Genomic DNA, 23,679 nt, shown 5'->3' with positions numbered 1-23,679 from the left:
CGCCACGGTCACCCCGCGGTCGCCCCGGACGGCTCAGTCCAGGACGCGGTGCACCTTGTGCTGGGCGGCCTGGGCGCGCGGGCGGATGACCAGCTCGTCGACGTTGACGTGCGCGGGACGGGTGACCATCCAGGTGATCGCCTCGGCGACGTCCTCGGCGGTCAGCGGCTCGGCGACCCCGGCGTACACCGCCTCCGCCTTCTCCCGGTCGCCGTCGAAGCGTACCAGCGCGAACTCGTCGGTCCGGACCATCCCGGGCGCGATCTCGCACACGCGGACCGGCTGGTCCCACAGCTCCAGGCGCAGCGTCTCGGTGACGACCTGGGTGCCGTGCTTGGCGGCGGTGTAGCCCCCGCCGCCCTCGTAGGCGATCCGGCCCGCGGTCGACCCGACGTTGAGGATCACCCCGGCCCCGCTGGCCACCAGCGCCGGCAGCAGTGCCCGGGTCACCTGCACCAGGCCGATGACGTTGACCTCGTACATCCGGCGCCACTCGTCGCTGTCGGCCTGCGCGACCGGGCTCGACCCGAAGGCGCCGCCGGCATTGTTGACCAGCACGTCGAGCCGGTCGCCGACGGTCTGCGCCAGTGCCGCGACGGAGTCCTCGGAGGTCACGTCGCACACGACCGCGGTGCCGCCGATCTCGGCGGCCAGCTGCTCGACCCGGTCCGCGCGGCGCGCGGCGCAGAAGACGTGGAAACCCTCCGCGGCCAGCATCCGGGCGGTCGCGGCGCCGATGCCGCTGCTGGCACCGGTGACGACGGCGGTACGACGGGTGGGGGCTGCGGCGGAGGACGTCTCGGTCATGGCGACCATTGTCGGGAGCGCCCCGGGGCGCTGGCACACTGGCTCGCCGTGCCGACCCCCGCCCGGCCGGGCGGCGGTCGTGCGACCGATGGGTACCGGCCGCCACGCCGGGTGGTGGGAACAACCGAGGACCTCCGCCGGTTGGGCCCCGGAGGACCGGCGGACGGCAGTGGGAGGACGAGCGTGGACGCGATCAGGCGGTTGGCGATGATCAGCCTGCACACCTCCCCGCTCGACCAGCCCGGCACCGGCGACGCCGGCGGGATGAACGTCTACGTGGTCGAGGTCGCCAAGCGGCTCGCCCGCCACGGCATCGAGGTCGACGTGTTCACCCGCGCGACCAGCTCGGCGCTGCCGCCGGTCGTGGAGGCCTACGACGGGGTGTCGGTGCGCCACGTGCACGCCGGCCCGTTCGAGGGGCTGACCAAGGCCGAGCTGCCCGCGCAGCTGTGCGTCTTCGCCCGCGAGGTGCTGCGCGCGGAGGCGGTGCAGCCGGTGGGCCACTACGACGTCGTGCACTCCCACTACTGGCTCTCCGGCCAGGTCGGCGCGCTCGCCCGCGACCGCTGGGGCGTCCCGCTCATCCACTCCATGCACACGATGGCGAAGGTCAAGAACGCCGCGCTCGCCGCCGGCGACGCCCCCGAGCCCGCCGCACGGATCATCGGCGAGGAGCAGGTCGTCGAGGCCGCCGACATGCTCATCGCCAACACCGACCTCGAGGCGAAGCAGCTCATCGAGCTGTACGACGCGGAGCCGGCGCGCGTCGAGGTGGTCCACCCGGGCGTGGACCTCACGGTCTTCTGCCCGACCGACCGGGTCGCCGCCCGGGCCGGGCTCGGCCTGCCCCGCGACGCCCACGTCCTGCTCTTCGCCGGCCGGATCCAGCCGCTCAAGGCACCTGACGTGCTGCTGCGCGGGGTGGCCGAGCTGCTCCGCCGCTCCCCGGACCTGCGCTCCCGCCTGGTCGTGCCGATCGTGGGCGGGCCCTCCGGCTCCGGCCTCGACCGGCCCGAGTCGCTCGCCGCGCTCGCCGAGGAGCTCGGCATCGCCGACGTGGTGCGGTTCGTGCCGCCGGTCGACCAGGCCGCGCTGGCCCGCTGGTACGCCGCCGCCACGGTCGTCGCGGTGCCGTCGTACAACGAGTCCTTCGGGCTGGTCGCCGCCGAGGCCCAGGCCTGCGGCACCCCGGTGCTCGCCGCGGCGGTCGGCGGGCTCACCACCGTCGTCCGCGACGGCCGCAGCGGGCTGCTCGTGGAGGGGCACGACCCCCGGGACTGGGCCGGCGCGCTGGGGCGCCTGGTCGGCGACCCGCTGCTGCGCGACCGGCTCGCGGCCGGCGCGCTGGAGCAGGCGCGCGAGTTCTCCTGGGAGGCGACCGCCGCCGCCACCCTCGACGTCTACCGCCGGGCCCGCTCCGGCATGCGGGAGGCCGCAGCGTGAACGAGCAGGTCGCCGGGACCGTCCGGTCCTACCTGGCCGAGAACGAGCTGGAGTTCGAGGAGACCCGCGAGGGCCTCTTCTCCTTCACCCTGCCCGGGGAGAAGAAGCTGCAGACCGCGGTCCGCCTCGACGTGGGGGAGCACGCGCTCGGCGTGCACGCCTTCGTCTGCCGCAACCCCGACGAGAACCACGAGCGGGTCTACCGCTGGCTGCTCGAGCGCAACCTGCGGATGTACGCCGTCTCCTTCGCCGTCGACCGCACCGGCGACATCTACCTCGACGGCCGGCTGCCGCTCTCCTCGGTCACCCCCGACGAGCTCGACCGGCTGCTCGGCTCGGTGCTGTCCTACGCCGACGAGTCCTTCAACGCGATCCTCGAGCTCGGCTTCGCCTCCTCCATCCGCAAGGAGTGGGAGTGGCGCAAGCTGCGCGGGGAGTCCACCCGCAACCTCGAGGCGTTCCGCGGGTGGCTCGAGTCCGGCGCCGAGCCGGACGTCGGGCCCGGCAGCCTGGGCTGAGGCTCCGCGCTCGTGTCCTCGGGCCGTCGCAATCGTTCAATTGCGCGATTGCGGCGGCCCGCAGCCCGGTGGGAGCGCTTCCACGCCGTCGGAACTCGACAATTGAACGATTCGTGCGGCACCGGCGACCCGGGTCACGCCGCGGCAGCCGGCTCCTGGACGACCGAGCGCGGCTTGCGGCGGGCGACGGCGACGCCGACGAGGGCGAGCACGCCGCCGACGTAGGCCATGGTGGGCGGGGCCTCGGAGAGCAGCAGCACACTGAGCACGATGGTGATCGGCGGGACGAGGTAGGTCGTGATGCCCAGGCTGGAGGCGGTCATGTGCTGCAGCGCGAAGGCGTACGTCGTGAACGCGATCGCGGTCGGGAAGACCCCGAGGTAGACCACCCACAGCACCGAGCTGGTCGGGGCGTCGCCGACCTCCCGGACCAGCTGCCCGGCCCAGGGCAGGCAGGCGACCGCGCCGATGGTGCACGCCAGCCAGGTGACGTGGAGGGCCGAGAGGCGGGCGACGAGCGGCTTCTGCAGCACCAGGCTGATCGAGTAGACCAGTGCGGCGACCAGGCAGAGGACCACGCCGAGGGGATCGCGGTCGTCGGCCTCCGAGGTCGACAGGGCGATGACCGCGACGCCGCCGAAGGCCAGCGCCAGGCCCAGCCCGAGGTAGACGGTGAACCGCTCGGAGAGGAACACCGCAGCCAGCAGGGCGATCAGCACCGGCGAGACCTGGATCAGCATGACCGCGGTGCCGGCGTCGACGCGGTGCTCGCCGGCGTTGAGGGCGACGTTGTAGACGCCGTACCAGAGCACGCCGATCGTCAGCAGCGACACCCACTGCCGAATCGTCGGGCGCGGCAGCCGGCGGCCGACCACGAAGAGGCTGAGCGCCACGGCGCCGACCACCAGCCGGCCGAGGGAGAGCGAGCCGGGCCCGAAGTCGTCGGCGAGGTGGCGGATCGCGACGAACGCCGAGGCCCACAGCACCAGCGTCACGCCGACCGCGGCGACCGGGAGCCAGGCGGGTCCGGCGGTCGGCGTGGTCGGGGCGGGGGAGGCGGAAGTCGTCGTACGGGTCGTCACCGCGCAAGCCTAGGGACGGTCCGGCCCCGGCGACACGCGGATATCGGACGTCGATGCGCGATCGGCCGCCACCGCCGGGCACGAGGGGTGGACTGGTCCGGCCAGGGCCGCGCAGGGGTTCGGCTCAGCGGGCCCCGTCCGGTGCCGATCAGGCCGGCATGTGGTGGATCCTCACGGCGCTGGCGGCGTCCTGGCTGGTGCTGGTGGTCCCGCTCGCCGTCGCCGTCGGCCGGGCGTTCGAGGCCGGTCAGCGCTCCGAGAGGCCGCCGGCCTAGAGGTCGAGCTTGTAGCCCAGCCCGCGCACGGTGACGAGGTATTTCGGCTCGCCCGGGTCCGGCTCGAGCTTGGCGCGCAGCCGCTTGACGTGGACGTCGAGGGTCTTGGTGTCCCCGACGTAGTCCGAGCCCCAGACCCGGTCGATCAGCTGCCCGCGGGTGAGCACCCGGCCGGGGTTGCGCAGGAACATCTCCAGCAGCTCGAACTCCTTGAGCGGCAGCCGCTGCTCCTGCCCGTCGACGGTGACGACGTGGCGCTCGACGTCCATCCGCACCGGCCCCGCCTCCAGCGTGGCGGGGGCCAGGTCGGGCTCCGTGCCGCGCCGGAGCACGGCCCGGATCCGGGCGACGAGCTCGCGGGGGGAGTAGGGCTTGGTGACGTAGTCGTCGGCGCCGAGCTCGAGCCCGACCACCTTGTCGACCTCGTCGTCCTTGGCGCTCACCATGATCACCGGCACGTTGCTGGTCTGCCGGATCGTGCGGCACACCTCGGTCCCGGGGATGCCCGGGAGCATCAGGTCCAGCAGCACGATGTCGGCGCCGTTGCGGTCGAACTCCGAGATCGCTGCGTGGCCGTCGGCCGCGACGGCGACCTCGAAGCCCTCCTTGCGCAGCATGTAGGAGAGAGCATCGCTGTAGCTCTCCTCATCCTCGACGACGAGTACCCGGGTCACGGGCGGTCCTCCTGGTTCAGGCCCCCGATGAGGGGCTCGGACATGTGCTGGTCGGTGTGCTGGGGCAGGGTCAGCGTGAACGTCGACCCCTGCCCCTCGACCGACCAGACACGCACCTCGCCACCGTGGGTGGCGGCGACGTGCTTGACGATGGACAACCCCAGGCCCGTGCCGCCGGTGGACCGGTGGCGGGCGGGGTCGACGCGGTAGAAGCGCTCGAAGATCCGGTCGATCTCCTCGGTGGGGATGCCGATGCCCTGGTCGACGACCGAGACCTCGACCATCCCGTCGGTGGCCTTGGTGGTGACCAGGACGGTGGAGTCCGGGTCGGAGTACGACACGGCGTTCGCGACCAGGTTGGAGACCGCGGCGGTCACCTGCTCGGCGTTGCCCAGCACCCGCAGGCCGGTGGTGCCGCCGCTGACGACGGTGATCCGCTTGGCGTCGGCGTCGATCGCGCTGGTGTCGACCGCGACCCCGATGACCTCGTCGACCGCGACCGGCTGGGGGGCTTCGAGGGGGTCGTCGCCCTGCAGCCGCGAGAGCTCGATGATCTGCTGGACGAGCTGGCCGAGCCGCTCGCTCTCGACCAGCATCCGGTCGGAGAACCGGATCACCGCCTCCGGGTCGTCCGCGGCCTCGCCGACCGCCTCGGCCAGCAGCCGGATCGCGCCGACGGGGGTCTTCAGCTCGTGGCTGACGTTGGCGACGAAGTCGCGCCGTACCGCCTCCACGCGACGCTCCCGCGTGCGGTCCTCGACGAGCACGAGGACCAGCCGCGAGCCCAGGGGGGCGACGCGGGCGGTGACGTTGCGGGGCGGGACGCCGCTGCGGGCGATCAGCAGCTCGGTCTCGCGGATCTGGCCGTCGCGGCGGACCTGGCGCACCAGGTCGGCGAGCTCGTCGGAGGTGAGCACGGTGCCGCGCACCAGGCCCATGGAGTACGCCGGCGCGCTGGCCTTGAGGACGACGTCGGACTCGTCGACGACGACCGCGCTGCTGCGCAGGACCGACAGGACGGTGGCCACGCCCGGAGGCACGACGGGCTCGTCGGCCGCGGGGACCCGCTGCTGCTGGCGCTCGCTGACCGACCAGGCCAGCACCGCCGCGCCACCGACGACGGCCCCGATGATGGCGGCGAGGAACGCCTGCATCGTCGGGTCCACGGTGCGATCGTACGGCTCGCCCGACCGTGCCCTCGCCGTCCGAGGCCTCGGTCGGGGAACGTTCACCCCGCGTTCACCCCATCACCCTCCCTCGTTGCGTACCGTGCCCCACCCTCGGTCACATGCGCGACGCCTTCCACGACCAGCTCGAGTCCGTCTTCGTCGACCTCGCCGGCATCTGCGGCCGGGTCGAGCAGGCGGTCCGCGAGGCGACCCGGTCGTTGCTCACCGGCGACGCCGAGGTCGCCGAGGCGGTCATCAGCGGCGACGCCGAGATCGACCGGCAGCGCGAGGAGGTCGAGGAGGCGGCGTTCCAGCTGCTCTCCCTGCAGGCGCCGGTGGCCGGCGACCTGCGCACGGTCGTCGCGGCGCTGCGGATGGTCACCGAGCTGGAGCGGATGGGCGACCTGTCGGTCCACGTCGCGAAGATTGCCAGGCTGCGCGTGCCCGGTGTCGCGGTGCCCGACGAGGTGCGCCCCACCATCGAGCGGATGGCGACGGTCGCCGAGGACATGGTCCGCCGGGTCGCCCAGATCATCACCCGCCGCGACGTCGCCGCCGCGATCGCGCTGGGCCGCGACGACGAGGAGATGGACCAGCTCCGCCGGCGCAGCTTCTCCGAGCTGCTCGCCGACGACTGGCAGCACGGGGTGGAGGCGGCCGTCGACGTCGCCCTGCTCGGGCGGTACTACGAGCGGATCGCCGACCACGCCGTCTCGGTCGCGAACCGGGTGGTCTTCGTCGTCACCGGCGACAACCCGCACTCCGTCACGGCCTGACCTCCTGGCCCGGCGGCGGCGCGGGGGTGGCGCGGCCGTCGGGGTAGTCCGGCACACCCGGGCCCTCGCCGAGGCCGGCGAGGACGCGCTCGTGGCGGACTAACCCCACGAGGGCGCCCCGGTGCCGGACTACCCCTGCCGACGAGCCCGGAACCGCCGAGCGGTCAGCGGCCCTGGTTGGCGACGGCGGCCGCAGCAGCGGCGGCGGCCTCGGGGTCGAGGTAGCGGCCCGGGGCGGCCGGACGCAGGTCCTCGTCGAGCTCGTAGAGCATCGGCATGCCGGTGGGGATGTTCAGCCCGGCGATGTCCTCGTCGCTGATCCGGTCCAGGTGCTTGACCAGCGCGCGCAGCGAGTTGCCGTGGGCGGCGACGAGCACCGTGTGGCCCGCGCGGAGGTCCGGGACGATCGACGACTCCCAGTACGGCAGGAACCGCGCGATGACATCCTTGAGGCACTCGGTGCGGGGCATCTCCTCGCCGAGGTCGGCGTACTGGGGGAGCCCGACCTGGGAGTACTCGGCGTCGTCGGCCAGCGGCGGCGGCGGGACGTCGAAGGAGCGGCGCCAGAGCATGAACTGCTCCTCGCCGAACTCCTCGAGGGTCTGCTTCTTGTCCTTGCCCTGCAGGGCGCCGTAGTGGCGCTCGTTGAGCCGCCACGAGCGCCGCACCGGGATCCAGTGCCGGTCGGCCGCGTCGAGGGCCAGGCAGGCGGTGTTGATCGCGCGTCGCTGCAGCGAGGTGTGCACGACGTCGGGCAGCACGCCGGCCTCGCGCATCAGCTCACCGCCGCGGACGGCTTCGCCGCGGCCCTTCTCGGTGAGGTTGACGTCGACCCAGCCGGTGAAGAGGTTCTTGGCGTTCCACTCGCTCTCGCCGTGGCGGAGCAGGACGAGGCGGTAGGTCACTCCGACTCCGTCTCCGGCGCCTCGGAGCCCTCGTGGCCCGGGTCCTGGACGGAGACGCCCTCGCAGTCGTAAGGCTCGGCCTCGGTGGTCGAGGCGGCGCCGTCGGCCTGCGGGGCGTCGTCGAGGCCCTCGTACTCGTCGCACGCGGGGTGAACCGGGACGGTGAGCTCGACCGACTCGCCGTTGCCGAACTCCAGGGTCAGCGGGACGAAGTCGCCGGGCTCGAAGTCGCCGGTGACGCGGACGCCACCCTCCTGCAGCATCGAGACCAGACCGCCCTCGGCGATCTCGTAGGGCTCGAAGTCCGCGGCCTCGAGCTCGACGCCGGAACCACCGGAGATCGCCTCGAGGGTGTCCTCGTCGGCCTCCGGGTTGTTCGACAGCGTGGCGAGGAACGTGCCGCTGCCGGCCGCCTCGGACACGATGACCGCGCCCACCACGTCGACGTCCGCGGACCGCTCGTTCGCGGTGTTGGAGTAGTTGGTCACCCGGTCGGTCGCGTAGTTGAACCCGCACGAGCCGAGGGCGGGGACGGTCAGCACGAGCGCGCCGAGGGCGAGCGCGGTGTTGCGTCGGAGCAGCATGTTCTGGAGCCTCGCAGGGTGAGCGGCCAAAGGTGGCCCTCAGCCTAGCGGTGGCTACCGGGCCAGTCCGACCGAGGTGCCGGCGAAGGCGAGGGCCACCAGCACGATTCCGAGGTAGACCGACACCAGGGTGAGCAGGCGGGCGGCGCCCAGGCGCAGGCCGAGCCGCAGCGGCAGGTAGCTCCAGCCGTCCTTGTTGTCCGGCACGAGGCCCCACAGCGCGCGCAGCACGTGCACGCCGATGCCCAGCAGGGCGAACAGCGCGACCATCGCGACCTCGGGCGGGTTGCCCTCGTGCTGCCCGCCCCAGCCGCCGTAGGAGAGGTAGGCCGGGTAGAGCGCGTACGACGCCGCCCACGGCACCCACGACAGCAGGCCCCGGCGCAGCACGACATTGCCGAGCAGACCGATCGCGACCGAGAGCAGGTAGGCGCTGCCCGCCGTGATGCCGGTGGTGATGGACAGCGGGACCAGGAGGAGCACGGCGCACGCGATCGCGAACCACACCGACCCCGGCTCCAGCCGCTCCTGGGCCACCGGCTTGCCCGGCAGGTCGTGGCGCGCGTCGCGGCGGCGGTCGACGATGTCGTTGTGCCAGCCCAGCACGGCCTGGCCGACGAGCACGGTCGCGAGGACCACGCCGACCTCGCGCAGCTCCCGCCCCGCCAGGGCCGCGCAGGCGGCGATGCCGAGGGCGGTGAGGACGGCCTGCCGCGGGTGGCTCGCCTGGACGAGCAGCAGCGGCTCCAGGTCGCGCAGCCCGCGCCGGCGGCGTACGTCGCCCGCGGGCCGCGGCTCGGCGGGTGCGGCGACAGCGGTGGCTCCGGTGGCACGGGTGCTCGCCGCAGTCGGCTGGGTGACGGGCTCGTCGACGGGACCCTCGACGGGCTCCTCGAGCGCCACGGAACCCGTCTGCTCGGCCCCGGCAGTACCACTTCGGCGCCGGAAGCGCTCCCTCTTCGCCATGGCGGCAGTATCGCCTGCGTCACCTCCGGGAACGGGCGAACCACGCGGTTCACCTGCGGTTTCGTGGTTCCCGGTGGCCTCCGCGGGGCTACCGCCTGCACATCGCCCCGTGCCTTGTCAAGACCGGATTGTGGCTCTGACCTGCAACAACGCTGATCCGGGTGGTCCAGACGCGTGTTAAGATGGTGCCCTAGGAAGGGGTACCTGACATATGACTTTCACCGTCGGCGAAACGGTTGTTTACCCGAACCACGGGGCCGCTGTCATCGAGGACATCGAGATGCGGACCATCAAGGGAGAGGACCGGCAGTACCTCGTCCTGCGGATCGTCGCCCAGCAGGACCTGGTCGTGCGCGTTCCTGCGTGCAACCTCGACCTCGTCGGCGTCCGCGACGTCGTGGACAAGGACGGCCTGGACCGCGTGTTCGACGTGCTGCGTGCCGCGCACGTCGAGGAGCCGACCAACTGGTCGCGCCGCTACAAGGCCAACCTGGAGAAGCTGCACAGCGGCGACGTCATGAAGGTCGCCGAGGTCGTGCGCGACCTGTGGCGCCGCGAGCGCGACCGTGGCCTGTCCGCGGGCGAGAAGCGGATGCTCGCCAAGGCGCGCCAGATCCTGGTCTCCGAGCTCGCGCTCGCCGAGAAGACCAACGAGGACAAGGCCGAGGCCATGCTCGACGAGGTCCTCGCCTCCTGACGCACCACCGCGGCCGGCCCAGCAGCCGGCCGACCAGCTGATCGATCGAGGCCCCCGGGTGACCACCCGGGGGCCTCGTCGCGTCCCGGGGCCCGTCCCGACCCGGCCCCGGTGCGGGCCAGCGGCCTAGGGTCGGGGCGTGGACTGGGACGAGGAGCAGGACGGTGCGCCCGCAGCGCTCGGCACGGTGGTGGAGGCCGGACGGGGCTCGCTCCCGTTCGCGCTCGTCCACGGCGAGGGCCTGGTGGTCGCGGCGTCCTGGGCGCTCGCCGAGGCCGGGGTGACGCTGGTCGACATCGGCACCGAGTGGGCCGGGCTGGTCGACGCCGGCGAGCCCCTGGTGCTGCACGACGCGCTGTGCCCGATGACACCCGCGGACTTCATCGCGGCCTGCCTGGCCCGCGCGGTGGAGCGCGACGTCGTCGTGGTCGGCACCCGGCCGGTGACCGACACCGTCAAGGAGTCGGCCGACGGGTTCGTCGGCGCGACGGTCGACCGCGCCGGCCTGGTCGCGGTCGCCTCGCCGGTCGTGCTCCCGGCGAGCGCCGTGGCGCAGCTGGAGGGCCTGCCGTCGCTGGACTTCGCCGAGCTGGTCGAGGACCTCCGCGCCCGGTTCGTGGTGGAGCTCGCCGACGCGCCGCCGTCGGCCCGCCGGGTCGCCGGCGAGGACGACGTACGCCTGCTCGAGGCGCTGACGACCCCGGATTGACCTGTCCGCAGGGCCGGAGGTCAGGGCGCGGACGGCGGGGCGAGGGCGAGCGCCAGGTCGACGTCCTCGGGGAAGGTGATCTTGAGGTTGCGCGAGGTGCTGGGCACCGCCGCGATCCGCACCGGTCCTCCCGGGACGTCGGGATAGCGCTCCAGGCAGCTGGCGGTGTCGGTGCCCTCGAAGCCGTCGGCGTCGGCGCTGCGGTACGCCGCGAGCAGCGCGCCCGCGCGGAACGCCTGAGGCGTCTGCACGCCGACCAGCCCGGTCGGCAGCCGGTCGCCCGCGACCGACACGAGCCCGCTCAGCGGCACGACGGGGATCGCGCCGCCGTGCTCGCGGGCGGCGCGCACGGTCGCCGCGAGGAGCTCGACGCCGGCCAGTGGCCGGGCCCCGTCGTGGACGGCGACGACGTCGATCGCGCCGGCGTCGATCTCGGGGGCGAGCGCGCGCAGCGCCCGCCACTCCGAGGCGTGCCGGGTCGCGCCGCCGGTCACCACCCGCACCTCGCCGTCGCCGAGGTGCGGGGTCACCGCGTCGGCGACGGCCTGCTCCTCGCCTGCTCGCACGACCAGGACCACGCGGGCGACGTCGTCGACCGCGAGCGCGTCGCGCACCGACCACGCCAGCACGGCCTGGGTGCCCAGCGGCAGGAGGACCTTGTTGACCTCGGCGCCGACGCGGGAGCCGGCACCCGCGGCGAGGACGACGACGGCGGCGGGCACGCAGCGGAGGCTATCGCGGCGTGTGCGCGTGGCTCGGGCACCGGTGCGAGCAACGATTTACACGCCCGTTGCACGACGAAACCCGGCCGTGAACCTGGGCGACCTAGTTTCGGCGGCGTGACCCCGCGAGCCGCGCACGACCAGTGGCAGCCGGTGTGCGCGCTGGTCGACCTCGAGGTCGAGCGGGCCGCCACCGCCCTGGTGCACGGGCAGGCGATCGCCATCTTCCGGCTCGCCGACGACCGGGTCTTCGCCCTCGGCAACCACGACCCGTTCGCCAAGGCCTCGGTCATCGCCAAGGGGATCGTCGGCCTGCGGGGCGACGTGCCGTTCGTCGCGTCCCCCTCGCACCGGCACGCCTTCGACCTGCGCACCGGCAAGTGCCTCGACGACCCGGGCGCGGCGGTGCCGGCCTACGACGTCAAGATCGTCGAGGGCCGGGTGTTCGTCGGCCACCGCAAGGCCGCCGCGGCATGAGCCTGCTGGTCACGGTCGGCCGGCCGGGCTGCCCTGTCGTCGCCGAGGTGACCCGACGTGCGGCCGCCGCGCTGGGCGTCCCGGCGGTCGCGACGTGCGGCGACGGGCTTCGGGGCGTCCTCGCCGGAGCGGTCCGCCCGCCGGTCGTCGTGCCGGTGGCGCTGGACGGCGCCCTCCCGCACGGCCGACCGCTCGGGCCGCACCCGCTCCTCGCCGCGGCCCAGGCCTCCCGGCTGATCGCCGCGGGGGCGCGTCCGGGCCGGGCGGTGGTGATGGTGGCGCCCGGGTCGCACCGCCCGGAGGACCAGGAACGGCTCGTGCGCGCAGCGGCACTGCTCGCCCACACCTGGACCGGACCGGTGCGGCTCGCGGCGCAGACCGGCCCGGTGCCGCGCCCCGAGGAGCTCCTGGGCCGCGGCACGGCCGTCTCGCCGTACCTCCTCGCCCCCGGCCCGGACGCGGACGAGGTGCGGGCGACCGCCTCCGCCGCCGGTGCGCCGGTCGTCGCCGACGTGCTCGGGGCGCACCGGTTCCTGGTCGAGCTGGTCGTGCGGCGCTACCGGGCCCGGCAGCACCCGGTGGCGGCCTAGGGGGAATCACCCGCGAGCAGGTCGGCCAGCTCCTCGGGCCGGCTCAGGTGGGGGCAGTGCCCGGTCGCGACCTCGTCGGGCGCGGTGATGCCCAGCCGCTCCGCGGCGACCCGCCGCTGCACCGCCGGCGGCAGGAACCGGTCGCGGGTGGTGACGACGTACCGGCTCGGGACGGCGGGCAGGGCGGCCGCCGGCCACGGCGCGGCGCCCAGCCGGTCGGAGGTCGACCGCTCCCGGGCGGCGGCCTCGGCCGCGAGCCCGGGTGGCACGTCGTCGTCGAGGTCGGGCACCCCGCCGGTCCAGCCGACGGCACCGAACCACTCCGCGGCGCTCTCGCCCGGCCGGGGCACCATCCCGGCCACGAACACCTGCAGCCGCACCTCCCGGCGCCCGGCCAGCCGCTCGGCCACGAGGGGCACGACGAACCCGCCGGCGGAGTGCCCCACCACCACCAGGTCGTCGAGCCCCTCCGTGCGGTCGAGGGCGGCCTCGACCACGTCGACGCAGTGGTGCCAGGTCGCGTCGGCGCGGTCGGTCGGCAGGTCGGGCGCGACGGCCCGGTGGCCGCGCGAGACGAGCGCGCGCCCGACGAGGTGCCAGGCCCAGCCGCCGTCGCCCGCGCCGTGCAGGAGCGCGAAGGTCGTCATGGTGGTCCGACCCCGGCCGGGGACCGGACTCACCGGTCGGGCTAGACGATGCGCCGGACCGGGGTGCGCGCCGCGGAGCGGGCCCGCTCGACGAGCGCGACCAGGTGCTCGGTGACCAGGTCGGGGCGCTCGAGGGGGAGGTAGTGCCCCGCGCCCGGGGCGACCAGCATCCGCGCCCCGCGGATCCCGCCGGCCAGCCGGCGGGCGTGCGGCGGCGGGGTGAGCCGGTCCGCGCTGCCGACCAGCACGACCGTCGGCACGTCGTCGTACGCCGCGAGCCCGGCGAGCCGCTCGTGGCGCATCAGGTCGCGGTAGAAGCCCTCCATCGTGGCCGGCGGGCAGCAGATCAGCTGGTCGGTGGCGAGCCCGGCGTCGCGCAGCCGCAGCGGCCGGCCGAAGAGCAGCCGGTGGACGACGTACCGCTCGATCGAGGGGGTGCGCCGCCGCTCCCGGCGGGTCAGCAGCCGGGCGCGGGCGGCCAGCACGTGCGGGATGGCGCGGCGGGCGGCCGAGCCGACGTCGGGAAGGCCGAGGGTCACCGTGCCGAGCTCGCCGGAGGAGGTGGAGACGAACAGCAGCCCGTGGACCCGGTGGACCAGGTCCGGGCGGACCTCGGGCAGCTCCATGATCGTCATGCCGCCGATCGAGTGGCCGGCGAGGACGAGCGGGCCGTCCGCGGCGTAGGCGTCCACGACGGCGCCGAGGTCGCGGGCGAGGTCCTCGATGGTGCAGGCCTCGAGCGGCGCGGTCTCCGAGCGGCCGTGGCCGCGCGCGTCCCAGGTGACCAGGCGCAGGTCGCTGCCGTAGCGGTCGAGCAGGTCGCGCACCTGGTAGTGCCAGTCCTCCTCGTCGGCCGTCCAGCAGTGGGCGAGGAGCACCGTCACGGCGGCGTCCGCACGACCGTGGGTCGAGACGTGCAGGGTCAGGCCGTCGTGGGTGGTGAGCGTGTGCCTCACGCGTCCTCCCGCACGACCAGCGCGGTCGCGACGGCCGCGACGCCCTCGCCACGGCCGGTCAGGCCCAGCCCGTCGGTCGTCGTCGCCGAGACCGTCACGGGGGCGCCGAGCGCGGCGCTCAGCGCCGACTCGGCCTCCGCCCGGCGCGGGCCGATCTTGGGCCGGTTCCCGATCACCTGCACCGCCACGTTCCCGACCTCCCAGCCGGCGGCCCGCACGCGGCGGGCGGTCTCGCCGAGCAGCGCGGCGCCCGAGGCGCCGGCCCACTGCGGCTCGGCGGTGCCGAAGTTGGAGCCGAGGTCGCCGAGGCCGGCCGCGGAGAGCAGCGCGTCGCACGCCGCGTGGGCGGCGACGTCGGCGTCGGAGTGGCCCTCGAGGCCCTGCGGCTCCCCGGGCCAGGAGAGCCCGGCGAGGTGCAGCGGGACCCCGTCGACGAGGCGGTGGACGTCGGTGCCGGTCCCGACACGGATCCGGCCAGCGAGGTTGGGTGGCACGGCGCGATCATGCCTGAGGGATGATCGGGTCCGTGCGGACGTCTCGCGGTGCGTGGTCGGTCGCAGGACTGGTCGCGGGCGCGGCCGGGCTTGCGACGTCGTACTGCGCCGCCATGGTGATGACGATCCGCGACTCGCCCGTCGTGGCGGTGGTCGAGCAGCTGATCCGGCTGGTGCCCGGCGCGGTGATCGAGAAGGCGATCCGCCTGGTCGGGGCGGCCGACAAGCCGCTCCTGGTGCTCGGCGTGGTCGTGGCGCTCGGCGCGCTCTTCGCCTGGGCCGGCCGCCTCGCGCGCCGCTCCTGGTGGATGCCCGCCGTGGTCTTCGGCGTGCTCGCCGCGATCGGGGCCGTCGCGGTGCTCGCCCAGCGCGGGGCCGGCGGGACCGACCTGGTCCCGGTGGCCGTGGGCTTCGTGACCTGGGTCGTCTGCCTCTCGGTCCTCACCGACCCGCTGCGCCGCGCCGACGTCCTGGCCGTCGAGCACCGCGAGCGCGCCGAGCCGGCCGACGACCTCCCGGCACTGCACCGGCACACCCGTCGCGGGTTCGTGCTGCGCGCCGGGTTGATGTCGGCCGTGGCGGTCGCGCTCGGGGTCTTCGGCCGCGCCGTCGGCAGCGGTCGTCGGCACGTCGAGAAGAGCCGCCGGCTGCTCAAGCTCGACGGCGTCACCGAGGGGCAGGTGCCGGCCGGTGCCCGCGTCGACCTCGCCGACGTCAGCCCCTGGCGGACGCCGAACGACGAGTTCTACCTGATCCACACCGCGCTGGTCGTGCCGGCGATCGAGCCCGCCGACTGGACCCTGCGGATCACCGGCATGGTCGACCGGCCGATGGAGATCACCTACGCCGAGCTGGTCGCGCGCGAGCTCACCCAGTCCTGGATCACCCTCAACTGCGTCTCCAACGAGGTCGGCGGCGACCTCATCGGCAACGCCTGGTGGAGCGGGGTGCGCATCGCCGACCTGCTCGCCGAGGCGGGCGTCCAGGAGGGGGCGGACGCGGTGAAGCAGACCTCCGACGACGGTTGGACCTGCGGCACCCCGCTGGAGGCGCTCACCGACGACCGCGACGCCGTGCTGGCGGTCGCGATGAACGGCCGGCCGCTGCCCATCGAGCACGGGTTCCCGGTGCGCACGATCGTCCCCGGCCTGTACGGCTACGTCTCGGCGACCAAGTGGGTCCGCGAGCTCGAGGTCACCCGGTTCGAGGACTTCGAGGCGTACTGGACGACCAAGGGCTGGGGCGAGCGCGGCCCGGTGAAGATGTCCTCCCGCGTCGACGTCCCCCGCACCGACGCCGACGTGCCGGCCGGGCCGGTCCGCTTCGGTGGGGTCGCCTGGGCCCAGCACACCGGCGTCGCGACCGTGGAGATCGCCGTCGACGGCGGTGAGTGGGTCCCGGTCGAGGTGGCGCGCCCGGGCACCGACGACACCTGGGTGCAGTGGGTCGGCGAGATGGAGCTGGAGCCCGGCGACCACGCCGTGCGGGTGCGGATGACCGACAAGACCGGTGCCGTGCAGACCGGCGTCGAGGCCGGCGTGCTGCCCGACGGCGCGACCGGCTGGCACGAGCGGTCGTTCTCGGTGGTGGAGGCGTGAGCCCCGACGTGCGCGACTTCGCCGGGCGGCCCGGCTGCGCCCTGGTCGTCGGCGGCAGCGGCGGGATCGGCCTCGAGGTCGTGCGCCTCCTCGCCGCCCGCGGCTCGGACGTGGCGCTGACCTACCGCTCGCGCCCCGAGGCGGGGGAGGCGGCGGTCGCCGAGGCCCGCGGGCACGGCGCCGTCGCCACCGCGCACGCCCTGGACCTCGGGGACCTCGACGCGGCGGCCGCCCTCGTCGAGACCGTCGCCGCCGAGCACGGGGGCATCCACACGCTGGTGCACGCCGCCGGCCCGCACGTCCCGATGACCCACCTGTCCGCCGTCGCGCCGGCGGCGATGGCCGCCCAGCTGCAGGCGGACGCGGCCGGGTTCTTCGGCGTCGTGCAGCCCGCGCTGCCGCACCTGCGGGCGACCCAGGGCTCGGTGGTCGCGGTGACCACCGCCGCGACGGCCCGCTTCCCGGTCCGCGACGGGCTCTCCTCCGCGCCCAAGGGAGCGGTGGAGGCGCTGGTGCGGGGCCTGGCGGCCGAGGAGGGGCGGTACGGCGTCCGCGTGAACGCCGTGGGTCCCGGCATGCTCACCGACGGCATGGCCGCGCGCCTGATCGGCTCCGGCGAGCTCGACGACGCCGCGCTCGAGGTCACCCGCCGCAACATCCCCCTGCGCCGCTTCGGCAGCGCCGTGGACGTCGCGGAGGCGGTCTGCTTCCTCGCCTCGGCCCGTGCCGGGTTCGTCTCCGGCCAGAAGCTCGACGTCGACGGCGGCTACTCCGCCTGAGCGCTTGAGCAGCGCCGTCCGAGGAACGAGGACGGCGCGTGGCGAAGGCGGGTCGAGCAAGCGACGCGACCGAGGGACGAGGTCGCGCGAGCGGGTCGAGACCCGGTGAGGGACGCAGGGCGGCGACCACGGTCACTGGTCCCGACGAGGGTCGCCGGGTCCCGGCGAGGGTCACTGGTCCCGACGAGGGTCACGGGTCCCGACGAGAGCTCCCGCCCCGCGCCGGGGCCCGCTGGTCGACCAGCGGGTGGGCTACCAGGTGCCGTTGGACGGCGGGAGCGGGTGGGCGTCGTCGTGGATGACGTAGGCCAGCCCGCCGGAGGTCGGCAGCCAGGCGTCCTCGAACTCACCGCGGTCGTAGGTGCGCCGCACGCCGCTGTTGCGCGGGGCGGCCGGGTCGTTGACGACGACGTCGCCGGTGGAGGTGAAGCCCACGACGACCAGCAGGTGGCCGTTGGTCGCGGAGATCGGTGCGCCGGAGAGCTCGCCGCGGCCGAAGGACACCGAGGTCACGACCGGGATGCCGGCCTTGACGAGCCGCTCGGCCTCGCGCAGCGAGCGCAGCCGGGTGACGAACGCGTGACCGGCCAGCGGGGCGGCGTACGCGGTGTTGAAGGGCCAGTTGCCGGTGCCGCGGTACGCCGCGTCGTACGTCATCCGCGCGGCGTGGTCGACCCAGGGGTCGGTGTGGCCCGAGCCGACCCAGGCGCGGTCGGCGGCCGGCGGCAGCGCGTCGTAGTAGCCGAGGACCATCGAGGTCGACGTCGGGGAGCACCACGCCTCGCCGCCGCCGCCCCACTGCGGGGAGTGGCCCTGGTGGATCATCTGGCTGTAGCGCGGCACGTCGAGCACCACGCCGCGGGCGACCCCCGGCTTGGACGTCGCGACGTCGCCCGAGGGCAGCCGGGAGGCGACCGCGCCGACGGTGTCGACGACGGCCGCGGCCGCGGTGCCGCTGCGCCGCGCCAGCGAGACGCGCAGCTGGTAGGACGCCAGGCCGCGGGGGGCCTTCCAGGTGTCGACGGCGACGTCGGCGAGGTCGTCGCCCTGGCCGCCGACGCTCGTCCGCTTCGTGTAGCCGTCACCGGAGGTCCACCGGCCCAGCACGTCCCAGCTCGACTGCCCACCGCCGGCGGCGCGACCTCGCACGGCGACCTCGATCCAGCTGTCGCCGGTCGTGGTGGCCGACCAGGAGCCGATCAGCTCGGTGAGCGCGAACCCGGGCTTGGTCCACGGCGAGAACCACCGGCCGACGTCGTACGCCGTGCCGCCCTGCGTGCGCCTGCCGGCGGCGGCCTTGGTCTGCACGAGCGTGCCCCGCGTGACGCGCGTCCCCTCCAGCCGGCCGCTGCGCAGCTCGGCGGGGGAGTCCCACTGGGTGTAGGAGATCGGTCGCGCCGGTGCCGCCGAGGCCGCCGTGGGCACGAGCGGGAGGAAGGCGCAGGTCAGGAGGAGGGGGAGGAGCCGCCGCATGGGCTCCACGGTAGGTCACATCCGCCCCACGAGTCACAGGAACAGCGGGGCGCCCGAGGATGCGGGCCGCACCCCGCCCCGTCCCTAGACTGGAGGGGTGACCCTGAGGCTCTACGACACCGCGACGCGCGAGGTGCGCGACTTCGTCCCCCTGGAGGAGGGGAGGGCGAGCGTGTACGTCTGCGGCCTCACGGTGCAGTCCGAGCCGCACGTCGGGCACGTCCGCTCGGGGGTCAACTTCGACGTCCTGCAGCGCTGGCTGCGGCACAGCGGCTACGACGTCACGTTCATCCGCAACGTCACCGACATCGACGACAAGATCCTCGGCAAGGCCGCCGGCCTCGGCCGCCCGTGGTACGCCCACGCCGCGATCATGAAGCGCGAGCTCGACGCCGCGTACGCCGCGCTGAACGTCGCGCCGCCGACCTACGAGCCCGCGGCCACCGGCCACGTGCCGGAGATGGTCGAGCTGATCGAGGCGCTCATCGAGCGCGGTCACGCCTACGCCGCCGAGGACGGCTCCGGCGACGTCTACTTCGACGTCCGCTCCTGGCCGGCGTACGGCGAGCTGACCTCCCAGCGCATCGACGACATGGAGGCCGCGGAGGACGCCGACCCCCGCGGGAAGCGCGACGCCCGCGACTTCGCGCTGTGGAAGGGCCGCAAGGACTCCGAGCCGCTCACCGCGTCCTGGCCGAGCCCCTGGGGCCGCGGCCGGCCCGGCTGGCACATCGAGTGCTCGGCGATGGCCGGGAAGTACCTCGGCAGCGCCTTCGACATCCACGGCGGTGGCGTCGACCTGCGCTTCCCCCACCACGAGAACGAGCAGGCGCAGTCCCGCGCGGCGGGGCACCCGTTCGCGTCGTACTGGATGCACAACGCCTGGATCACCACCGCCGGCGAGAAGATGAGCAAGTCGCTGGGCAACAGCCTGACCATCCCGTCGGTGCTCCAGCGCTTCCGCGGCATCGAGCTGCGCTTCTACCTCGTCGCCGCGCACTACCGCTCGCACGTCGAGTTCAGCTTCGAGGCGCTCGAGGAGTCCGCCGCGGGGTTCCGCCGGGTCGAGGGCTTCCTCGACCGGGTTGGCGCGGACACCGGGGCGGCGCAGGACGGCGCGCTGCCGCAGGCCTTCGCCGACGCGATGGACGACGACCTCGGCACGCCCGCCGCCGTCGCCGTGCTGTACGACGCCGTCCGCGAGGGCAACCGGCTGCTGCAGGCCGGCGACGCCGCGGGCGCACGCGGCCAGGCCGCCGCGGTGCGCGCCATGCTCGACGTGCTGGGCCTCGACCCGGCCGACCCCGCCTGGGGCGGCGCCTCCGGTGCCTCCGACAAGGCCGACGCACTGACCACCGCCGTGGACGTCCTCGTCCGCGGCCTCCTCGACCAGCGGGCCCAGGCCCGTGCGGCGAAGGACTTCGCCACCGCCGACGCGATCCGGGACCGGATCAAGGCCGCCGGCATCGAGGTCGAGGACACCCCCGACGGCCCGCGATGGTCGCTAGATGCAGGGAGCATCGTCTGATGCCAGGGAACAGCCAGCGCAAGGGCGCCATCCGCAAGGGCGGCAAGGGCGCCACGGTCGGCTCCGGCGGCCGCGTCAAGCGCGGCCTCGAGGGCAAGGGACCGACGCCGAAGGCGAAGGACCGGCCCTACCACAAGGCCTACAAGGACGCGCAGCGCAACGAGCGCCGCGGCGCTCCTGCCCGCCCGCGCAAGAAGTCCAGCAGCGACATCGAGTGGATCGCCGGCCGCAACGCGGTCGTCGAGGCGCTGCGCGAGGGCGTGCCGATCACGGCCGTCCACGTCGCCGAGGGCGCCGAGCGCGACGGCCGGCTGCGCGAGGCCTTCCGCCTCGCCTCGGAGAAGGGCATCGGCCTGCTCGAGGTGCCCCGCGGCGAGCTCGACCGGATCACCAGCGGCGCGGTGCACCAGGGCCTGGTCGCGAAGATCCCGGCCTACGAGTACGCCCACCCCGACGACCTCCTGGACGCCGCGGAGGCGAACCAGGAGAAGCCGCTGATCGTCGTGCTCGACCAGATCACCGACCCGCGCAACCTCGGCGCGATCGTCCGCTCCTCGGCCGGCTTCGGCGCCCACGGCGTGGTCATCCCCGAGCGGCGTGCGGCGAGCATGACCGCTGCCGCCTGGAAGACCAGCGCGGGTGCCGCGGCCCGGATCCCGGTCGCCCAGACCGTCAACCTGGTCCGGCAGCTCAAGGCCTACCAGGACGCCGGCTGCATGGTCGTCGGCCTCGCCGCCGACGGCGACGTCACGCTCCCCGAGCTCGCCGGGCCTGACGGCCTCGCCGACGGTCCCCTCGTGATCGTGGTGGGCGCCGAGGGCGGCGGCCTGTCCCGGCTGGTCCAGGAGACCTGCGACCAGGTCGTCTCGATCCCGATGGCCAACACGCTGGAGTCCCTGAACGCCGGCGTGGCCGCCTCGGTCGCGCTCTACGCGGTCGCGCAGGCGCGCGCCTGAGGCTCCCCCGAGTGCCGTCCGGCGTGCGCCCCGGCCGCGTCCTGGCCACCACCGTGGCGGTGGTGGTCTGGGCGGTGCTCGCCGTCGGGATCGGCACGACGCTCTTCCTCGCCGACTCCCGGACCGTGTCGGTGGCCAGCCACGACGCGGTGGTCCGCCCGACCCTGGACGGCGAGGTCGTGGTGCGCACCGGGCCGGTGCTGCCCGACCTGCGCCTGCGCTCCGGGTCCCGCATCGGCGTCGACGTCCGCCTCGGCAAGACCGAGGCCCGCACCACCGACGAGCTGGTCCAGCGCTACGCCTACATCGGCAGCCAGCCCGACGGCCCCCGGGCCAAGGTCGAGCGCGTCGTGGTCGAGATGGCCCGCGACGCGGCCCTGCGCGGGGCCGTGCTCGCGCTCGTCCCCCTGCTCGTCTGGGCGGCGGTCGGCCGCGACCGCCGGCGCCAGCTGCTGCGGGCCGGCCGGTCGTGGCGCGGGGCGGTCACGGTGCTCGTCGTGGCGGGTCTGGTCGTGGTCCTGGTCGAGCCCTGGCGCGGCGAGGACCCGCAGGTCGACGACGACCGCGACTGGGTCTCGCTCGAGCAGTGGCTCGGCGCCGCCGTGCCGCTGCCCGAGGAGGTGGCGGGCCTGGAGGTGCGCGGCGACGTCACCACCGACCAGACCCGGCGGCTCGTCGAGAGCGCGGTGGACACCTACACCAAGAGCAAGGAGTGGTACGCCGCGGCGGCCGAGGACGCCGCCGGCCTCGAGGTCCGCGAGCCGGCCGAGGACGAGACGGTCGCGCTGCTCGTCTCCGACCGCCACGACAACATCGGCATGGACGCCGTCGCCCGCGCGATCGGCGACGCCGCCGGTGCGACCACGGTCCTCGACGCCGGCGACGACACCTCGACCGGCAAGGCCTGGGAGGCGTTCTCGCTCGACTCGGTGACCGCGGCCTTCGACGACCTCGACCGCTGGGGCGTCGCGGGCAACCACGACAACGGCCCCTTCGTGCGCGACTACCTCGCCGACCGCGGCTGGCGGATGCTCGACGGCGAGGTCGTCGAGGGGCCGGGCGGGTCGCCGCTCATCGGCATCGACGACCCCCGCTCCAGCGGCCTCGGCGCCTGGCGCGACGAGACCGGCCTGTCCTTCACCGAGGTCGGCGAGCGTCTAGCCGACGAGGTCTGCGAGGCCGACGAGCGGATCGCCACCGTGCTGGTCCACGACGCCAACCTGGGCCGGGAGGTCCTGGACCGGGGCTGCGCAGACCTCGTCGTCGGCGGCCACCTGCACGTCGCCAGCGGGCCGACCCAGGTGGTCGGCGAGAACGGCGAGGTGGGGCACACCTTCACCACCGGCACGACCGGCGGGGCGGCGTACGCCATCGCGATCGGCTCGAAGATCCGCCGCACCGCCTCGGTCACCCTGATCACCTACCGCGACGAGCGTCCGGTCGGGCTGCAGGAGGTCGACCTGCTGACCAACGGCGTCTTCGAGGTCGGGGACTACACCGAGCTGTCCTACGAGCCCGAGCCGGCCGGCGAGACCGGCCTGCCGCCGGTCACCCCCGCCCCCGGGCCGTCGGCCCTCCCCGAGACCGAGGGCCCCTAGAAGTAGTCGCGCACGTGCACCGGCCGGCCGTGCAGCAGCAGGTCGAGCACCCGGTCGTCGTCGCGGCGGCCGGACAGGTGGCCGGCGAGGCGCAGGTTGGCGCTGTCCTGCGTCCCGGCGAAGGCCAGCGCCAGCCCCTGGGTGGTGTACGTCGCCGCGTCGGGCGGCACGTCGGCCCGCTCGCACCGGGAGACGCCGTCCTCGACGACCAGCCGGTAGCCGCCGTCGGCCACGCCGAGGACGTCGCCGGCGACCCGGAGCTGCGCGGTCCACGAGCCGGGGGCGAGCCGCAGGCCGGTGAGCGCCCGGGCGGGGTCGTGGACCCGCAGCATGTACGGGCGGTGCACGACCCGGCGCCCGGTGGAGGTGGGCAGGACCAGGCGGGCGGCGTCCGCCCCGGAGGTGGTCAGCCGGACGGTGGGCGCGACGGTGGAGAAGGACCCCAGCACCCGCCACAGCGCGCGGTGGGCGTCCGCGGTCAGCCCGACCAGGTCGGGCACCGCGATCCGGGCATGCTCGTCGTAGCCGGTGCCGCGGTCCCACCGCGCGAAGCCGACGACCCGGCCGTCGGCGTCCTCGGCGAGCGTGGTGGCGGTGACCTGCTCGAGCCAGGCGGCGTCGGGGGCGCCGAAGCCGGCTCCCCGCCGGGTGAGCGGGCCGTTCTGCGCGGCGGCCCACGCGTCGTACGCCTCGCGGACCGCGGGCACGTCGGCCACGGTGGCGCGCCGGACCGTGGTGCCCTCCGCGGGGCGGACCAGGCCCAGGTCGGCGGTGACCAGGTCGACCTCGTCAAGGGCGCACACGACCTCGTAGCCGAGCCGGCGGTAGATGCCGGGCGCGGTCGGGTAGAGCGTGCTCAGCGGCTCGCCCCGGTCGGAGGCCTCCTCGAGCAGCGCGCGGAACAGCTCGCGCAGCAGCCCCTCGCCGCGGTGCTCCGCGGCGACCGTGACGTCGGCGACGCCGCAGGTCGGCACCTGCGTGCCGTGCCACCACGACCCGAGCTCCAGCCCGACGGCGCGGGCGAGCAGCCGGTCGCCGGCGAACCTCCCCCAGGAGTGCCGACCGCCCGCCGGGGAGGTGTCCTCGGCGGGCGGCGCCGGCTGGCCCGGCGGGTCCGCCCCGAACCCCTCCTCGCCGAGCCGCCGGGACTGCTCCCGGTCCTCGGCGGTGAGCCGCCGGGTGGCGCGTCGGGCATCGCTGCTCGTGCGGTCCATGCCCGGGAACCTACGTCCCGGCAGTCGACCTAGGGTGGGGAC

The 23,679-nt window shown here is 74.8% G+C and carries 25 protein-coding genes; 12 read left to right on the top strand and 13 right to left on the bottom strand.

The features are described from left to right. Nucleotides 1–33: 33 nt before the first annotated feature. Entirely contained in the window at nucleotides 34–807 is a 774-nt protein-coding gene (locus tag OSR43_RS18440) for an SDR family oxidoreductase (protein WP_302268228.1), read from the bottom strand. Nucleotides 808–1,014: 207 nt separating this feature from the next. On the opposite strand from OSR43_RS18440, the gene mshA reads away from it, so the two are divergent. Further along, nucleotides 1,015–2,250: a D-inositol-3-phosphate glycosyltransferase gene (gene mshA / locus OSR43_RS18435; protein WP_302271717.1), complete on the top strand. Its 1,236-nt coding sequence runs from the start codon at nucleotides 1,015–1,017 to the stop codon at nucleotides 2,248–2,250. Further along, nucleotides 2,247–2,768: a YbjN domain-containing protein gene (locus tag OSR43_RS18430; RefSeq protein WP_302268226.1), complete on the top strand. Its 522-nt coding sequence runs from the start codon at nucleotides 2,247–2,249 to the stop codon at nucleotides 2,766–2,768. The genes mshA and OSR43_RS18430 overlap by 4 nt, the downstream gene beginning before the upstream one ends. A gap of 134 nt (nucleotides 2,769–2,902) precedes the next feature. Here OSR43_RS18430 and OSR43_RS18425 read toward each other — a convergent pair whose 3' ends face one another. The 3 genes from OSR43_RS18425 to OSR43_RS18415 all read right to left on the bottom strand — a co-directional run bounded on the left by OSR43_RS18425 (nucleotide 2,903) and on the right by OSR43_RS18415 (nucleotide 5,965). After that, complete coding sequence (locus OSR43_RS18425; RefSeq protein ID WP_302268225.1) at nucleotides 2,903–3,850, bottom strand: DMT family transporter; 948 nt, start codon at nucleotides 3,848–3,850, stop codon at nucleotides 2,903–2,905. Nucleotides 3,851–4,121: 271 nt separating this feature from the next. Then, nucleotides 4,122–4,799: a response regulator transcription factor gene (locus tag OSR43_RS18420; protein WP_302268224.1), complete on the bottom strand. Its 678-nt coding sequence runs from the start codon at nucleotides 4,797–4,799 to the stop codon at nucleotides 4,122–4,124. Next, nucleotides 4,796–5,965, bottom strand: coding sequence for a cell wall metabolism sensor histidine kinase WalK (locus OSR43_RS18415; protein ID WP_302268223.1), 1,170 nt, complete (start codon nucleotides 5,963–5,965; stop codon nucleotides 4,796–4,798). Before OSR43_RS18415 ends, OSR43_RS18420 begins: the two co-directional genes overlap by 4 nt. Before the next feature lie 122 nt (nucleotides 5,966–6,087). Between OSR43_RS18415 and phoU the strand changes: the two genes are divergently transcribed. Further along, a complete protein-coding gene (gene phoU / locus OSR43_RS18410) occupies nucleotides 6,088–6,744 on the top strand; it encodes a phosphate signaling complex protein PhoU (protein WP_302268221.1) in 657 nt (218 codons plus the stop codon). A gap of 164 nt (nucleotides 6,745–6,908) precedes the next feature. On the opposite strand, the gene OSR43_RS18405 is transcribed toward phoU, so the two are convergent. The 3 genes from OSR43_RS18405 to OSR43_RS18395 are packed head-to-tail and all read right to left on the bottom strand — an operon-like array spanning nucleotide 6,909 to nucleotide 9,136. Next, complete coding sequence (locus tag OSR43_RS18405; RefSeq protein ID WP_302268219.1) at nucleotides 6,909–7,649, bottom strand: phosphoglyceromutase; 741 nt, start codon at nucleotides 7,647–7,649, stop codon at nucleotides 6,909–6,911. After that, nucleotides 7,646–8,233 carry a hypothetical protein gene (locus OSR43_RS18400; RefSeq protein ID WP_302268217.1) on the bottom strand — a complete coding sequence of 196 codons (588 nt, stop codon included), beginning with the start codon at nucleotides 8,231–8,233 and terminating at the stop codon, nucleotides 7,646–7,648. Before OSR43_RS18400 ends, OSR43_RS18405 begins: the two co-directional genes overlap by 4 nt. Nucleotides 8,234–8,287: 54 nt before the next feature. Further along, nucleotides 8,288–9,136, bottom strand: coding sequence for a UbiA family prenyltransferase (locus tag OSR43_RS18395; RefSeq protein ID WP_302268216.1), 849 nt, complete (start codon nucleotides 9,134–9,136; stop codon nucleotides 8,288–8,290). Between the two features lie 274 nt (nucleotides 9,137–9,410). Here OSR43_RS18395 and OSR43_RS18390 point away from each other — a divergent pair, with 274 nt between their 5' ends. Together OSR43_RS18390 and OSR43_RS18385 are read left to right on the top strand one after the other, a co-directional pair. Then, nucleotides 9,411–9,896 carry a CarD family transcriptional regulator gene (locus tag OSR43_RS18390; protein WP_302268215.1) on the top strand — a complete coding sequence of 162 codons (486 nt, stop codon included), beginning with the start codon at nucleotides 9,411–9,413 and terminating at the stop codon, nucleotides 9,894–9,896. A gap of 139 nt (nucleotides 9,897–10,035) precedes the next feature. After that, on the top strand, nucleotides 10,036–10,605 hold the full coding sequence (locus OSR43_RS18385) for a 2-C-methyl-D-erythritol 4-phosphate cytidylyltransferase (RefSeq protein WP_302268214.1): 570 nt from the start codon (nucleotides 10,036–10,038) through the stop codon (nucleotides 10,603–10,605). A gap of 20 nt (nucleotides 10,606–10,625) precedes the next feature. On the opposite strand, the gene OSR43_RS18380 is transcribed toward OSR43_RS18385, so the two are convergent. Further along, nucleotides 10,626–11,327 carry a 2-C-methyl-D-erythritol 4-phosphate cytidylyltransferase gene (locus OSR43_RS18380; RefSeq protein ID WP_302268213.1) on the bottom strand — a complete coding sequence of 234 codons (702 nt, stop codon included), beginning with the start codon at nucleotides 11,325–11,327 and terminating at the stop codon, nucleotides 10,626–10,628. Nucleotides 11,328–11,444: 117 nt separating this feature from the next. Between OSR43_RS18380 and nirD the strand changes: the two genes are divergently transcribed. After that, nucleotides 11,445–11,804 carry a nitrite reductase small subunit NirD gene (gene nirD / locus OSR43_RS18375; protein ID WP_302268212.1) on the top strand — a complete coding sequence of 120 codons (360 nt, stop codon included), beginning with the start codon at nucleotides 11,445–11,447 and terminating at the stop codon, nucleotides 11,802–11,804. Next, the gene (locus tag OSR43_RS18370) at nucleotides 11,801–12,394 is read left to right on the top strand and encodes a sirohydrochlorin chelatase (protein WP_302268211.1); all 594 of its coding nucleotides are present in this window, start codon (nucleotides 11,801–11,803) and stop codon (nucleotides 12,392–12,394) included. The genes nirD and OSR43_RS18370 overlap by 4 nt, the downstream gene beginning before the upstream one ends. Here OSR43_RS18370 and OSR43_RS18365 read toward each other — a convergent pair. The 3 genes from OSR43_RS18365 to ispF are packed head-to-tail and all read right to left on the bottom strand — an operon-like array spanning nucleotide 12,391 to nucleotide 14,491. Then, nucleotides 12,391–13,041, bottom strand: a complete 651-nt coding sequence (locus OSR43_RS18365) for an alpha/beta fold hydrolase (protein WP_302268210.1) — start codon at nucleotides 13,039–13,041, stop codon at nucleotides 12,391–12,393. The two genes, OSR43_RS18370 and OSR43_RS18365, sit on opposite strands and share 4 nt — an antisense overlap. A gap of 41 nt (nucleotides 13,042–13,082) precedes the next feature. After that, a complete protein-coding gene (locus OSR43_RS18360) occupies nucleotides 13,083–13,997 on the bottom strand; it encodes an alpha/beta fold hydrolase (protein ID WP_302268209.1) in 915 nt (304 codons plus the stop codon). Next, nucleotides 13,994–14,491, bottom strand: coding sequence for a 2-C-methyl-D-erythritol 2,4-cyclodiphosphate synthase (gene ispF / locus OSR43_RS18355; RefSeq protein WP_302268208.1), 498 nt, complete (start codon nucleotides 14,489–14,491; stop codon nucleotides 13,994–13,996). Before ispF ends, OSR43_RS18360 begins: the two co-directional genes overlap by 4 nt. Nucleotides 14,492–14,523: 32 nt before the next feature. Between ispF and OSR43_RS18350 the strand changes: the two genes are divergently transcribed. Next, the gene (locus tag OSR43_RS18350; RefSeq protein WP_302268207.1) at nucleotides 14,524–16,089 is read left to right on the top strand and encodes a molybdopterin-dependent oxidoreductase; all 1,566 of its coding nucleotides are present in this window, start codon (nucleotides 14,524–14,526) and stop codon (nucleotides 16,087–16,089) included. Then, nucleotides 16,086–16,868, top strand: coding sequence for an SDR family NAD(P)-dependent oxidoreductase (locus tag OSR43_RS18345; protein WP_302268206.1), 783 nt, complete (start codon nucleotides 16,086–16,088; stop codon nucleotides 16,866–16,868). The genes OSR43_RS18350 and OSR43_RS18345 overlap by 4 nt, the downstream gene beginning before the upstream one ends. 252 nt (nucleotides 16,869–17,120) lie before the next feature. On the opposite strand, the gene OSR43_RS18340 is transcribed toward OSR43_RS18345, so the two are convergent. Further along, complete coding sequence (locus OSR43_RS18340) at nucleotides 17,121–18,341, bottom strand: C39 family peptidase (RefSeq protein ID WP_302268205.1); 1,221 nt, start codon at nucleotides 18,339–18,341, stop codon at nucleotides 17,121–17,123. A gap of 97 nt (nucleotides 18,342–18,438) precedes the next feature. Here OSR43_RS18340 and cysS point away from each other — a divergent pair, with 97 nt between their 5' ends. From cysS to OSR43_RS18325, 3 genes are read left to right on the top strand one after another with little or no spacing between them, the layout of a single operon-like run. Next, nucleotides 18,439–19,869: a cysteine--tRNA ligase gene (cysS, locus tag OSR43_RS18335; protein WP_302268204.1), complete on the top strand. Its 1,431-nt coding sequence runs from the start codon at nucleotides 18,439–18,441 to the stop codon at nucleotides 19,867–19,869. After that, nucleotides 19,869–20,825 carry a 23S rRNA (guanosine(2251)-2'-O)-methyltransferase RlmB gene (rlmB, locus tag OSR43_RS18330; RefSeq protein ID WP_302268203.1) on the top strand — a complete coding sequence of 319 codons (957 nt, stop codon included), beginning with the start codon at nucleotides 19,869–19,871 and terminating at the stop codon, nucleotides 20,823–20,825. The genes cysS and rlmB overlap by 1 nt, the downstream gene beginning before the upstream one ends. Before the next feature lie 11 nt (nucleotides 20,826–20,836). Beyond that, complete coding sequence (locus tag OSR43_RS18325) at nucleotides 20,837–22,423, top strand: metallophosphoesterase (RefSeq protein WP_302268202.1); 1,587 nt, start codon at nucleotides 20,837–20,839, stop codon at nucleotides 22,421–22,423. On the opposite strand, the gene OSR43_RS18320 is transcribed toward OSR43_RS18325, so the two are convergent. Continuing rightward, nucleotides 22,420–23,637, bottom strand: coding sequence for an enhanced intracellular survival protein Eis (locus OSR43_RS18320; protein WP_302268201.1), 1,218 nt, complete (start codon nucleotides 23,635–23,637; stop codon nucleotides 22,420–22,422). The genes OSR43_RS18325 and OSR43_RS18320 overlap by 4 nt on opposite strands. Nucleotides 23,638–23,679 lie beyond the last annotated feature (42 nt).

Source organism: Nocardioides sp. Arc9.136, from assembly GCF_030506255.1.
Classification (GTDB): domain Bacteria; phylum Actinomycetota; class Actinomycetes; order Propionibacteriales; family Nocardioidaceae; genus Nocardioides.
This window is presented reverse-complemented; position numbering and strand designations above follow the sequence as displayed.

Coding starts and splice junctions, on each gene's coding strand:
- OSR43_RS18340 (WP_302268205.1), bottom strand. CDS start 18,341: ATGCGGCGGCTCCTCCCCCTCCTCCTGACCTGCGCCTTCCTCCCGCTC.
- OSR43_RS18400 (WP_302268217.1), bottom strand. CDS start 8,233: ATGCTGCTCCGACGCAACACCGCGCTCGCCCTCGGCGCGCTCGTGCTG.
- OSR43_RS18370 (WP_302268211.1), top strand. CDS start 11,801: ATGAGCCTGCTGGTCACGGTCGGCCGGCCGGGCTGCCCTGTCGTCGCC.
- OSR43_RS18440 (WP_302268228.1), bottom strand. CDS start 807: ATGACCGAGACGTCCTCCGCCGCAGCCCCCACCCGTCGTACCGCCGTC.
- OSR43_RS18365 (WP_302268210.1), bottom strand. CDS start 13,041: ATGACGACCTTCGCGCTCCTGCACGGCGCGGGCGACGGCGGCTGGGCC.
- phoU (WP_302268221.1), top strand. CDS start 6,088: ATGCGCGACGCCTTCCACGACCAGCTCGAGTCCGTCTTCGTCGACCTC.
- OSR43_RS18390 (WP_302268215.1), top strand. CDS start 9,411: ATGACTTTCACCGTCGGCGAAACGGTTGTTTACCCGAACCACGGGGCC.
- mshA (WP_302271717.1), top strand. CDS start 1,015: ATGATCAGCCTGCACACCTCCCCGCTCGACCAGCCCGGCACCGGCGAC.
- OSR43_RS18320 (WP_302268201.1), bottom strand. CDS start 23,637: ATGGACCGCACGAGCAGCGATGCCCGACGCGCCACCCGGCGGCTCACC.
- rlmB (WP_302268203.1), top strand. CDS start 19,869: ATGCCAGGGAACAGCCAGCGCAAGGGCGCCATCCGCAAGGGCGGCAAG.